This is a genomic window from Massilia phyllostachyos (assembly GCF_021044825.1).
GTDB classification, from domain to species: Bacteria; Pseudomonadota; Gammaproteobacteria; order Burkholderiales; family Burkholderiaceae_D; genus Telluria; species Telluria phyllostachyos.
The window spans coordinates 1-12470 of sequence record NZ_JAJNOC010000011.1 but is presented as its reverse complement, the minus strand read 5'-3'; the positions used below and the strand labels follow the sequence as shown (position 1 = coordinate 12470).

At 68.5% G+C, this 12470-nt stretch carries 14 protein-coding genes; all 14 read left to right on the top strand.

From position 1 onward, the window contains the following. The first annotated feature begins 2 nt into the window (after positions 1-2). Positions 3-1517 (top strand): HD domain-containing phosphohydrolase, encoded by a 1515-nt coding sequence (locus LQ564_RS22900; RefSeq protein ID WP_231060432.1) that lies wholly within the window; start codon positions 3-5, stop codon positions 1515-1517. Further along, entirely contained in the window at positions 1514-3541 is a 2028-nt protein-coding gene (locus LQ564_RS22895) for a GspE/PulE family protein (protein ID WP_231060431.1), read from the top strand. Before LQ564_RS22900 ends, LQ564_RS22895 begins: the two co-directional genes overlap by 4 nt. A 16-nt stretch (positions 3542-3557) precedes the next feature. Then, entirely contained in the window at positions 3558-4697 is a 1140-nt protein-coding gene (locus LQ564_RS22890) for a type II secretion system F family protein (RefSeq protein ID WP_231060430.1), read from the top strand. Between the two features lie 123 nt (positions 4698-4820). Then, complete coding sequence (locus LQ564_RS22885) at positions 4821-5393, top strand: prepilin-type N-terminal cleavage/methylation domain-containing protein (RefSeq protein WP_231060429.1); 573 nt, start codon at positions 4821-4823, stop codon at positions 5391-5393. An 18-nt stretch (positions 5394-5411) separates the two neighbouring features. After that, complete coding sequence (locus LQ564_RS22880) at positions 5412-5966, top strand: pilus assembly FimT family protein (protein ID WP_231060428.1); 555 nt, start codon at positions 5412-5414, stop codon at positions 5964-5966. After that, a complete protein-coding gene (locus LQ564_RS22875) occupies positions 5963-6391 on the top strand; it encodes a hypothetical protein (RefSeq protein ID WP_231060427.1) in 429 nt (142 codons plus the stop codon). Before LQ564_RS22880 ends, LQ564_RS22875 begins: the two co-directional genes overlap by 4 nt. After that, on the top strand, positions 6388-6867 hold the full coding sequence (locus LQ564_RS22870) for a type II secretion system protein (RefSeq protein ID WP_231060426.1): 480 nt from the start codon (positions 6388-6390) through the stop codon (positions 6865-6867). The genes LQ564_RS22875 and LQ564_RS22870 overlap by 4 nt, the downstream gene beginning before the upstream one ends. Next, complete coding sequence (locus LQ564_RS25975) at positions 6864-7766, top strand: DNRLRE domain-containing protein (RefSeq protein ID WP_231060425.1); 903 nt, start codon at positions 6864-6866, stop codon at positions 7764-7766. Before LQ564_RS22870 ends, LQ564_RS25975 begins: the two co-directional genes overlap by 4 nt. A 2-nt stretch (positions 7767-7768) precedes the next feature. Further along, a complete protein-coding gene (pilM, locus tag LQ564_RS22860) occupies positions 7769-8881 on the top strand; it encodes a pilus assembly protein PilM (protein ID WP_231060424.1) in 1113 nt (370 codons plus the stop codon). Then, complete coding sequence (locus LQ564_RS22855; RefSeq protein ID WP_231060423.1) at positions 8874-9533, top strand: hypothetical protein; 660 nt, start codon at positions 8874-8876, stop codon at positions 9531-9533. The genes pilM and LQ564_RS22855 overlap by 8 nt, the downstream gene beginning before the upstream one ends. Next, entirely contained in the window at positions 9530-10111 is a 582-nt protein-coding gene (locus LQ564_RS22850) for a GspMb/PilO family protein (protein WP_231060422.1), read from the top strand. Before LQ564_RS22855 ends, LQ564_RS22850 begins: the two co-directional genes overlap by 4 nt. Further along, positions 10108-10512, top strand: coding sequence for a hypothetical protein (locus tag LQ564_RS22845; protein WP_231060421.1), 405 nt, complete (start codon positions 10108-10110; stop codon positions 10510-10512). The genes LQ564_RS22850 and LQ564_RS22845 overlap by 4 nt, the downstream gene beginning before the upstream one ends. A gap of 2 nt (positions 10513-10514) precedes the next feature. Beyond that, complete coding sequence (locus LQ564_RS22840) at positions 10515-11855, top strand: type II secretion system protein GspD (protein ID WP_231060420.1); 1341 nt, start codon at positions 10515-10517, stop codon at positions 11853-11855. Between the two features lie 76 nt (positions 11856-11931). Continuing rightward, on the top strand, positions 11932-12470 hold a 539-nt coding region (locus LQ564_RS22835; RefSeq protein ID WP_231060419.1), incomplete at its 3' end, for an IS607 family transposase.

Genomic DNA, 12470 nt, shown 5'->3' with positions numbered 1-12470 from the left:
CGATGCTCGAGCAGCTGTCGCAAATCGATTACGCCCGCCACGGCCGCTGGCTGCAGCGCGTCACCGGCGCCGGTTACGACCTGGCCGTCTGCGGCCCGGACGGCGCCCTGCTGTGGAGCGCCGACCCGGCTTTCCGTGCCTGGCTCGACACGCTGCGCGGCGCCGGCTTCGCCTGGGCCTGCGACGGCGACGGCATGCAGCGTCACGACGGCGCGGATGCGACGCTGCTCTACAGCCCGGTGCACGGCAAGTCCGCAGCCCTCGGCTACCTGGCGCTGCGCGTGGCCACGCCCGGCGAGGCGCCGATGGCCTGGGACGCGCTTGCCGAGGCGCTGGAAGACGTGGCCGCCGCGATCGCCGACGAAGTGGCGATGCGGCGTGAACTCGACAGCATGGCGATCGAGCTGGCCGAGCGCTACGAAGAACTGCATCTGGTGTACGCGATCGACCGCCAGGTCCAGCAGATCGAACCGGGCGCCGACCTGTTCCGGCGCCTGCTGCACAGCTGGGCCGAGCAGATGGACGCCGACGTCGCCGCCTTCGTCAAGCCGGGCGAGAACCTGTGCGTGCACGCGACCAACCTGAGCAAGCCGATCCACAACCTCGACCTGGTGCTGGTCGAGATGCGCGGCGACCTGTACCGCTTCGCCCATTCCTCGCGCAGCCCGATCGTCATCAACGACAAGGACGACCCGCGCCGCGCCTACATCTTCACCGACCTGCCGTTCAAGCTGCTGTGCTGCCCGGTGATCCACAATAAGTCGGTGGTGGCGATCCTGGTGCTGGTCAACCACGACAACAAGGCCGACTTCTCGAACAGCGACCGCAAGCTCGGCGAGCTGCTGGCCAACCAGCTCTCCGGCCTGTCGCGCATGTACGGCATGCTCAACGAGACCAGCAAATTCAACGAGCAGATGGCGGCGGCCCTGATCGAGGCGGTCGAGGCCAAGGACCCGTACACGCGCGGCCACTCCGACCGCGTGCACCATATCTCGATGGAGATCGGCAAGGCCATGGGCCTGGGCCAGCGCGAGACCGACGATTTGTACTGGGGCTCGCTGCTGCACGACGTGGGCAAGATCGGCATTCCCGACGCGGTGCTGTGCAAGCCGGGGCGCCTGACGGCCGACGAATTCACCTTCATCAAGGTGCACCCGGAGCGCAGCTACGAGATCCTGCGCCACATCGACCGCCTGAAGGGCGCCGTGCCGGGCGCGCGCCACCACCAGGAAAAGTTCGACGGCAGCGGCTATCCGCACGGCCTGCAGGGCACCGACATCCCGCTGGCGGCGCGCATCATCGCGGTGGCCGACACCTACGATTCGATCACCAGCTCGCGGGCGTATCGCGCCGGGCGCAGCCACGAAGTGGCGATGGCCGAGATCCGCCGCGTGGCCGGCGCCCAGCTCGACCCCGCCATCATCGCGGTGCTGGAAGCCGTGTGCGCGCTCGAGCCGGAATGGCTGGCGCGCTTCAACATCGCGCGCGAACCGAAGTTGGCACAAGTGGCCGCATGAACGACAACGCCGTCACCCGCAGCCGCATCGGCTCGATGACCTACCTGGCGCCGTCGATGGCGCTGGTGGCCGACGAGGCGGTCGCCGCCCTGGAAGCGGCGGTGACGGCCTGCGTGGCCCAGCACCAGCTGTCGGTGGTGGTCGACCTGAGCAAGGTGCCGCTGCTGTCCGGCCGCGCGCTGGAACTGATCGCGCGCCTGTCCGGCAAGCTGGGGGCGCTGGGCGGCTGGCTCAAGCTGGCCTATCCGAGCCCGCTGCTGCTCGACGTGCTCTATATTTCCGGCGTGGCCGGCCAGGTGGCGCTGTACGACGCCCCGCCGCAGGCGCCACGCCCGCCGCGTCCCGCGCCGGGCGCCAAGCTGGGCGACATCCTGGTCGAACGCGGCAGCGTGACCGCGTCCCAGGTGGAAGAGGCGGCGCGCCTGCAGGAGCAGACCGGCAAGCGCATGGGCCACATCATGGTCGAGAAGAAGTGGCTGTCCGAGGCGGCGCTGTACGGGGTGCTGGCCGAACAGCTCGACCTGCCTTTCGTCGGCCTGCGCGCCGGCCTGTACGACCCGGCCGCGGTGGCCCTGCTGCCGCGCGAGGTGGCGCGGCGCCTGAACGTGATTCCCCTGTTCGTGATCGACAACGTGCTCACGGTCGCCACCGCCGACCCGCAGGCGATCCACAGCATCGACGAGATCCGCACCCGCACCGGCTGCCGCGTGCGGGTGGTGATGGCGCCGCCGGCCGACATCAACCGGGTGCGCGACGACGCCTACGGCGGCACCATGCCGGACTTCATCCACAGCGCGGCCGACGACCTCGAAGTGGTCGACAACCTGATCCCGGACGACTACACCCAGATCGACGAGATGGCCGGCGCCAGCCCGGTGGTCAATATGGTCAACGCGGTGATCCAGCGGGCCATTCGCGACAGCGCCAGCGACATCCACATCGAAATCTCGCGCAACAAGGCGCGCATCCGCCTGCGCATCGACGGCGTGCTGTACGAAGTCATGTCGCCGCGCGCCGAACTGCACCCGGCCATCGTGTCGCGCCTGAAGGTCATGGCCCATCTCGACATCGCCGAACGGCGCCTGCCGCAGGACGGCCGCATCCAGGTGGTGACGCAAGGCCGCACCGTCGACCTGCGCTTTTCCTCGCTGCCCGGCATCTACGGCGAAAAGGTGGTGCTGCGCGTGCTCGACAAGAACCAGTCGATCCTCGACGTGCACAAGCTCGGCATGAACGAGCATGCTGTCGGCGCCTTCAAGCGCCTGCTGGGCCGCAGCCATGGCCTGATCCTGGTCACCGGCCCGACCGGCAGCGGCAAGACCACCAGCCTGTACGCGGCGATCAGCTACCTCAAGAGCATCGAGAAGAACATCGTCACGATCGAGGACCCGGTCGAATACCAGCTCGACATCATCAACCAGAACCAGGTCAACGACGCGATCGGCTTGAGCTTCCCGAAGATCCTGAAGCATGTGCTGCGCCAGGACCCGGACATCATCATGGTCGGCGAGATCCGCGACCGGCAAACCGCCGAGATCGCGGTGCAGGCCGCGCTGACCGGCCACCTGGTCCTGACCACCCTGCACACCAACGACACCCTGGGCGCGGTGGCGCGCCTGGTCGAGATGGGCGTGGAGCCCTACCTGCTGTCGTCGGCCCTGATCGGCGTGATGGCGCAGCGCCTGGTGCGCCGCGTCTGCCCGGGCTGCAAGACCGGCTATTTGGCGCCGCCGGCCGCGGTGGCGGCCTACCGCTGGCGCGGCGAGGGCAACCTGAAACTGATGCGCGGGCGCGGCTGCCCGTCCTGCTACGACTCCGGCTACAAGGGCCGCATGGGCATCTACGAGCTGCTCGAGATCAGCCCGGAACTGCAGCGCATGATCATCGCGAACGCCGGCAAGGACGCCATGCTGCAGCACGTGAACGCGCTCGGCCACCACGACTTGTACGCCGACGGCATGGACCGCGCCTTCGCAGGCGATACCACGCCGGAAGAGATCGCGCGCGTCGTGAACTCGCTGTAGGGACCGGGAACACGATATGGCGATCGATTGGGATGAAGCATCGGGCGGCGCGGCGGTGGCGGCTGCGCCGACCGGCGCACCGCGCGCCGCGGCCTGGACCAGCGTCAGCATCGGCAAGCCGAAGATCGGCGCCGCCGAGCGCATGCTGTTCACCGAGCGCCTGGCGCTGCTGCTGGAGACCGGGGTGGCCCTGCACGACGCCCTGCGCGCCTTGCACGAACAGAGCGACAAGCCGCACCTGAAGGCGGTCGTCGGCGCGGTCTGCGACGACATCGTGGGCGGCCAGCGCTTTTCGGATGCGCTGCTGAAGCACCCCGAGCTGTTCCCGGCCACCTACATCAACCTGATCGCGGCCAGCGAGGAGGGCGGTTTCCTGGCCGAGGTGCTGGAGCAGCTGGTCGAGATGGACGAGAAGCAGGAGCGCCTGCATTCCACCATCGTCTCGGCCGTGACCTATCCGGCCATCCTGAGCGTGGTCTCGGTGCTGGTGGTGATCTTCATCCTCGCCTTCGTGTTTCCCAAGTTCGCGGTGCTGTTCGCCTCGATCTACGACCAGCTGCCGCTGTCGACCAAGGTGCTGATGGCGGCGAGTACCGCGCTGACCGAGCATGCGCTGGCGGTGGCCGGGACCATGCTGGCGCTGGTCGCCGGGGCTGCGGTGCTGCTGGCGCGCCCCGCCAGCCAGGCCCGGCTCGATCGGCTGAAACTGCGGCTGCCCGTGCTGCGCGACATCTACGCCAAGATCTACCTGACCCGCCTGCTGCGTGTGATGGGGGTGTCGCTGGAGCGCGGCGTGACCATCCTGGCGACCCTGTCCGCCTGCCGCAACGTGGTGCCGAACGCCGCCTTCCAGGCCTTCATCGGGGAGCTCGAAGTGCAGGTGACGGAGGGGAAGGGCATCGCCGCCGGCTTCGCCCAGGCGCCCTTCGTGCCGGCCAGCGTGCGGCAGATGATCGACACCGGCGAAGCCACCGGCACCCTGGGGCGGGTGATGGGGCGGGTGGCGGATTTCTACGAGCGCGACCTGACGCGCCAGCTGAACGCGCTGGCCAAACTGGCCGAGCCCGTGATGCTGCTCGTGATGGGTGTACTAGTTGGGACAATTGTTACTTCGATCATTCTGCCGATCTTCAAAATGTCTCGAGCGGTGCATTAATACAACAAACATTGTCAATTTTCAGAAATTGAGACTGTGTCTATTTTCCCTGTGCGAAATTAACGTACACTTTCCTTTAAGCATAAGTATTTCCTCGTAGATCAATCACCGATGACAACAACCATGAACCCATCCTTCCGCCGCGTGCTTGCCAAGGGCTTCACCCTGATCGAACTCCTGATCGTCGTGATCATCATCGCCATCCTGGCGGCGATTGCCATTCCGCAGTTCTCGAATACCTCGTCGGACGCGCAGGAAGCGGCGCTGGACGCGAACCTGAATACGATGCGTTCGGCGATCGAGTTGTATCGCTTGCAGCACAACAACAGGTACCCGGGTGCGGTGGCGACGTCGGGCGGCACCAACTGCCCTGCGGGAGATGCCGGGACGTCGGCCGCCACCGATGCGGCTAGCCAGGCAATCGCGTTTACTCAAGCGCTCACTATGTACTCGAACGCAGCCGGTCAGACGTGCAAGACCAACCCTGCCGGCGGCGCCTTCGTCTATGGTCCTTATCTGCGCGCGGTCCCTGGCGAGCCAGTGACGCCGTCGACGACCGTCGCCATCGTCAATGATGCGGCCAACGCCATTCCGACCGCGACCACCGGCGGCTGGCGCTTCAACATCACCACTGGCCAGCTGGTCATGAACAGCACCAACGTTGCGCGCGACCAGCGCAAGTACTACGAGCACTGATCCAGTCCTGGCATCACCGTGCGACGCCTGTCCCTCCCCCGGTGCGCCGGCGTCACACTGCTTGAGACCCTGGCGGTGATCGGCATCGTGGCGGCGCTGGCGACCATCGCCGTGCCGTCCGCCGATCCCGCCAACGGCCTGGCCGCCGACGCGGCGGCGCAGGAAGTCGCGCAGGCGCTGCGCTTCGCCCAGCGGGAAGCGATGCGCACCGGCGCGTGGCACGCGGTGAAGCTGGATGCGGCAAGCCAGAGCGTGCGCCTGTACCGCCTGCGCATGCCGAACGCCAGCGTCGAGGACACCACCGTCAAGGTGCTTCACCCGCTCGATCGACGCGACTATGTGCTGTCGCTGGCCGGCAACGCCGGCCGCGGCGTTATGCTGGCCGAAGCCCGCTTCGAATTCGACAAAATCGGCGCCACCAACGTGGTCACCTTCGACCCTGCGGGATCGCCCGTCGGCGTCGTCAGCACCACCGACGTCAAGACGCTGAAAGCTGGCACGGTGCGCATCCGACGCGGCGACCAGGAACGCGTCCTGACGCTGGCGCCGGTCACGGGGCGGGTCAGCCCGTGATCCTCCGCCACAGGCATGCCGGGTTTTCCTATATCGAGGCCCTGGTCGCGGTCGTCCTGCTGGCGCTCGTCGCCGTGCCGGCCGCCGACGCCGTCAAGACCGGCCTCGATGCCTCTCGCATCGCCGCCGCCAGATCGCAGGAACTGCGCTGCATGAAGAATGCGATGGAAACCGTGCTGGCCGAGCCTTACCAGAACCTGTGGAACGCTGCCCTCGGCCGTACCGTGGCGAGCAGCTATTCGCAGGCGCTTGACGCCGCCTGTCCGGCGCGCGAGGTCTTCATCAGCAAGTACAAGCACCTGGTGAACGGGACGCCGCAGTTCGATCCGAAGGGCGACGAGAAAGACCTCGAAGCGGTGCTGCTGTACGTGACCGTATCCTCGCCGCAGAGCAGCTACACCTTCACCACCCTGGTGGCGCGATGAAAAAGCACGCCGGCCTGACCCTGGTCGAGCTGCTGCTCGCCATCGCCATCATGGGGCTGGTGCTGGCGGCGCTGACCGACATGCTGCAATCGGCGACCCGTGCGTCGACCCTGGCCGGCGAAGCCATGGCCCTGCAGCGCGAAGCCGATTTCGCGCTGGCGCGCGTGGCCAACCACATTGCCACGGCGCCGGCCCCGGCATCGTCCATGTGGCCCGGGCTGGACCAGAAAACCAATCCGGAAAACCTGTTCGTCACCAAGTTCGACACGGTCGAGATTTTCGTGGACGGCGCCAGCCGGCTGGTCGAGGCGCAGGGGCCGGAGCGGCGCATCCTGGCCGATTCCGTGCAGTCGCTGTCGATCACCGCCACCCGCAGCAGCGGCGGCGCGCCGCTGGTGCAGGTCGCGCTGAGCCTCGCGCGGGGCGACGCCAAAGCCGACGCCACGAGCGTGGTGCGCCTCGGGAGCATCCGGTGAAGCGCCGCATGCAGGACGGCATCATGCTGCTGCCGGTGGTGCTGGCCCTGGCGGTGGTCGGCGTGCTGGCGTTTTCCATGACCCGCGAAGGCGGCATGGGCGCCGCCGCCGTCGATGCCGACTACGAGATCGCACGCGTGCGCTACCTGGCGGAAGCCGGCGTCACGCTGGCGCGCTGGCAGAACGAACAGGAAGGCTGCGGCAGCACCAAGCGCCACACGGCGCCGGTCGTCTTCCCCGGCGGGCGCGTCACCATCGACCGGGTCGGCAAGGCCCCCAACGGCGTCAGCGTGGACGTGAGCGCGAGCCTGGACGCGGCCACGGCCGGCGCCACGCCCGCCACCCTGGCGCTGAGCCGCGAGGTGCAGATGCGCACCGTGAAAGAGGCCGACCTGGACGAAGACGAGAAAAGCGCCGACACCTATATCGGCAGCGGCGGCGCGACCAACGTCGACAAGCAGTCGAACCTGATCGTCGCCGACGGCAAGTCGCATGCCCTGATCCGCTTCAAGCCGATTCCCGAGCTGAAGGACAGCGTGGTCGCGCGCGCCGAACTGCGCCTCGAACTGGATGCGTCGCCCAAGCTGCTGGGCGCCACCGGCACGCTCACCGTACATCCGATCGAGCGCGAGTGGGACCCGAAGAACGTCAGCTGGACCGCGCCGTGGACGGCGCCGGGCGGCGACGCCGGGCCGGCCGCGGGCAGCGTCCAGCTGCGCACCAGCAGCGAAGAGCTGACCATCCGCATCGACGCGCTGGTGCAGGACTGGGCGTCGGGCGTGCCGGAATTCGGGATGCTGGTCAAGTCCCAGGGCGTGACCGAGGCCCGTATCGACAGTTTCGAAGGCGGCGACGAACCGGAGTTAGTCGTCCGCTACTACACCTTGTGCAAGAAGTGAGCATGAAGCAGATACCGCAACCCTCCCGCCTATTCAGCGCATGGCTGGGCCGCAGGCGCGACGCCAGCGCTTGCGCGCCGATCGGCGTCGACTTCGCCGCCCACGGCCTGAACATGCTGCAGCTGGAAGCTGGCCCCGATGGCCCGCTGCTGCGCGCGGCGGTGTCGCGTCCCTATCCGGTCGAACGCGCCGCGCTGCTAGCCAACCCGCGCGCGCTGCGCGCCTTCGTCGACCAGGCCCTGGCCAGCGCGCCCTTCGCCGGGCGGCGCGTGGTGGCGGCGCTGGCGCCGGGCGACGTGCGCATCCTGCCGCTGACCATCCAGGTCGCGGGCGGGCAGGGCGAAGCCGCGGCGGTGGCGCGCGCCGCGCGCGAGCAGCTGGGCGACGGCGCGGCCGAGCACGTGATCGACTACTACCACGTGCGCACCGCCGACGCCGGACCGGAAAAGCAGGTGCTGGTGGCCGCCGCTCCGCACGACAAGGTGGTGGGCTACCTCGACAGCCTGTGCGGCGCGGGCCTGGACCCGGTGGCGCTCGACATCGGCCCGGCCGCGATCGCGCGCCTGCTGGCCGCCATGCACCAGGACGACTACGAGCAATCGGTCCTGCTCATCAACTTCGGCCAGGCGCGCAGCTACCTGACCGTGATCTGGGGGCGGCGCCTGATGCTCGACCGCGAGATCGAGTTCGGCGAAGAGCAGCTGGTCGGCAAGCTGGCGCAGGCGCTGGCCTTGCCGCCGGAGGTCGCGCTGGCGCTGCTGCGCGAGCACGGCGTCGGCGGCGGCGGGCAAGATGGCGCGAGCGACGTCGGCCGCACCATCCGCGAAATCCTGTACCCGGAATTCGCCGCCCTGGCCGAGGAACTGGTGCGCACCCAGATCTACGTGGCCTCGCGCACCCGCGGCAGTACCCTGAGCCGGGTCTACCTGAACGGCAGCGCGGCGCGCTATGCCGACATCCAGTCGCGCATCGGCGCGCTGGTCAACCTGCCGGTCGGGATCCTCGACCCGCTGGCCGCCTTCGGCCAGGCGCCGGGCTTCGCGGCCGGTCCCGAGCTGTCCCGCGGCATCGCGCTGGCGGCCGGCCTGGCCTTGCGGGAGGAAGACAATGGCTAATATCGACATGATCCCGCGCAGCTACCGCGAGGCGCGCCGTGCGCGCCGGCTGCTGCGCGGCTACGGCATGGCGCTGGCCGGCGTGCTGCTGGCCGGCGCCGCTGCCAGCGCCTTTTTGCACTGGCGCCTGTCGGTCGAGCTGCCGCGCCTGGAAGCGCTGCGCGGCAGCACCGCGCGCCTGGAGGCGGCGCGCACCCACCTGGCCGTGACCCAGTTGCGCAAGAACGCGCTGAGCGAGGACGTGGCCGCGCTGGGCGCGCTGCGCGGGGTCGGCGCCCTGGGCCGCCTGGCCGATGCGCTCGACGCGACGCTCAACGAGCGCGTGTGGCTCGAGCGCATGGTGTTCACGCGCACGCTCGAGCGGATCGAAGGCGCGCCTGCCCTGGACGCATCGGCGCCCGGCCTGGTGCTGCGCGCACGCCCGGCGCCGTCGGCGGCGGAGGGCGTGGCCTGGCGTCTGGTCGACAAGGTCGAGATGGGCGGCGGCGCGCTCGACCACGCGGCCCTGAGCGCCTTCCTCAACCGTACCGAAGCCAACGGGCCGCTGCACGCCCTGCGCTTCCTGCAGAGCAGCGTCGCGACCGGCGAAGAAGGGCAGTCGGTCGCATTCAGCATTGCCGGGCCGCTCGGCCCGGCCGGAGGACAACCATGATGGACAAATTGACCGCGCAGGCGGCGCGGATACCGGCGCGCCAATTGCACCTGCTGCTGGCCGGCGTGCTGCTGGTCGGCGCGGCGCTGCTCTGGACCCATGCGCTGCGCGCGCCGCTGGCCGCGCTGCGCACCGCCCAGGCCGAGCGCATCCGCCTCGAAACCGGGGAGCCGAATGCGGCGCTGCTGGCGGCCCAGCTGAAAAGCCTTGACGGCGAAGTGGCCGCCCTCAGCACCGAACTGGGGCTGGGCGTCAAGCAGCCGCCCGCGGCGCAGGCGCTGCTGGCCCTGAGCGGCGACATCAGCGCGCTCGCCGCCGAACACCGGGTGACCTTGCTGCGTGCCGATCCGGCGGCCGGCGCCCAGACCCTGGCGTTCGAGGAGATCGGCGTGGATGCCGAGGCCAGCGGCCGCTATGCGGACCTGATGGCGTGGCTGGCGGCGGTCGAGACCGCGCGTCCGAACGCGGCCGTGCTGCGCGTCGACATGGGCTCGAAGCTGGACGGGACCGCGGACGACGGCCGCGTCGAGCTGAAAGCGCGCATCGCGCTGTTCACGCCGCGCGCGGAGGCGCCATGACGCGCTTCCTCCTGCTTTACCTGGTCCTTGCAGCGGCGGCTGCCATGGCTGCGGCCGCAGCTGTTGCTGGCGCCGACCCGGTTCCAGTGGCGGCTAACGCGGAACCGATCCGGCGCGATCCCTTCGCGCGTCCGCATGCGGTGCGCGCGGCGGCCCAGGCCGCAGCTGCCGCGGCAGCGGCGCCCGCACCGGCGCCGGAGCCGGTCCTGCAGCTGCGCGCCATCATGTTCAATGCGCAGCGCTCGCTGGTCAACATCAACGGCCGCATCCTGGCCGGCGGCGACGTCCTCGACGAAGCAATGGGCAACTACCGGATCGCCGCGATCCATGAACGCAGCGTCGTGCTGCGCCGCGACGGCGTGCAGCGCATCCTGTCACTCGAGCCGGAAGGCAGACAATAATAATGCATCCCACGATCAAGCCTCTCCTCCTTGCCGCCTGCGCGGCGCTGTTCGCGGGCAGGGTAGCCGCCGCACCGGCCGACCCGGCTCCCGTAGATGCCGCCGTCGCGCCGTCCGGCGCGAATGCAGGCGCCAACGCCGGCACCCTGTCTTCCTTCGTCTTCCGCGACACCCCGATCGCCGAGCTGTTCGAGATGATCTCGCGCAGCGAGCGCATCAACATCATGCTGGGCAAGGGCGTGACGGGCAACGTCGCCGTCAGCCTGTACGACGTCACGCCGCGCCAGGCCATCCACGCGGTGGCGGAGGCGGGCGGCTACCAGGTGCTGCAGCGCGGGACCGGTTATGTGATCGTCAACCCGGCCAGCGCCTTGCCCGACAATACGCCCCCGGCGCCGACCATCGTGCGCGCGCTGAAGGTCGAGTATTCGGAGCCGCCGCTGGTGGCCGAACTGCTGGGCAAGCACGTGGGCCGCAACGGCAAGGTGACCCTGCTGCCGGGGCGGCGCATGGTGGTGGTGGAGGAAACGGTCGAAGGCATGGCGCGCATCGAGGCGCTGCTGCGCGAGATCGACCGTCAGCCCAAGCAGATCATGATCGAAGCGAAGATCCTGGAAGTGACGCTGGACGAGAACCAGAACTTCGGCATCGACTGGACCCGCGTGTTCAGCGCCGACGACGTCAACGTGTTCGGCACCCGCGGCCTCGCTTCGCGCGGCTCGCCCAACTTCTTCCTGAACTACGTCAATCGCAATATCGAGGTCTACCTCAGTGCGCTCAGCAACAAGGGCCGGGTGCGCACCCTGGCCACGCCCAAGCTGATGACGCTCGAGCACCAGGAGGCCAGCACCAATATCGGCGACAAGCTGGGCTACCGCCTGACCACCACCATCAACAACGTCACCAGCGAATCGGTCGAATTCCTCGAGACCGGCATCATCCTGCGCATCCTGCCCTCGGTCGACACCGAGGGCCGCATCGTGATGCGGGTGCGGCCGGAAGTGAGCTCGGGCTCGGTGCTGGGCGGGATCCCGTCGAAGAAGACCACCGAGGTCAACACCCAGTTGGTGGCGAAGGATGGCCAGACCATCCTGATCGGCGGCCTGATCAAGGCGTCGGAGGGCCGGCGCCGGATCGGCATTCCGCTGCTGTCGGACGTCCCGGGAGTCGGGGCGCTGTTCTCGAGCAACGAACGCACCGGCTCCTCGACCGAGACCGTGGTGCTGGTGACCGCCCGCATCGTGGGCGAGAACGGCCTGCTGGAGGACCAGCCAGCGCGGGACAAGGTGATCGAGGCCGAACGGCAGCTGGGCAGCGCCGAACCGGGCCTGCCGCAAGGCTGAGCGGCGGCGCGGGAGCGCCATTCGGGTTTTAACAGTTCACATGTAACTTTTTCATCATTGAGTAGTCATATTCAATATGAGCAAGTTCGTCCCCGTTACCGTTGCCGCGAAAGCACTGGGGGTCTCCGCTAGTACGTTGAGACGCTGGGAAGCTGCCGGCAAGCTCGTACCCGCCAGGACGGAGGGTGGGCAGCGGCGCTATGATCTGGCGTCAACGTACCCGGAGCGCTACCACGGGACCCCCACGCCACGTAGAACTGCAGCCTACGCCCGGGTTTCCAGCCACGATGAACGAGCAGACCTCGAGCGACAGCAGCAGGTGCTGGAATTGTACTGCGCTGCGCAAGGCTGGCCGTTCGAGATCATCGCCGATCTTGGCTCCGGGATGAACTACCACAAGAAGGGGCTGAAAAAGCTGCTCGGCGAGATCCTCGACGGGAACATCGGCCGTCTGGTCCTTGTCCACCAGGATCGACTGCTGCGCTTCAGTGCCGAACTGGTGTTTGCCATTTGCCAGGCGAAACAAGTGGAAGTCGTGATCATCAACCAGGGTGAGGACCGCAGTTTCGAGGAAGAGCTGGCGAGCGACGTATCGGAGATCATCACGGTGTTCTC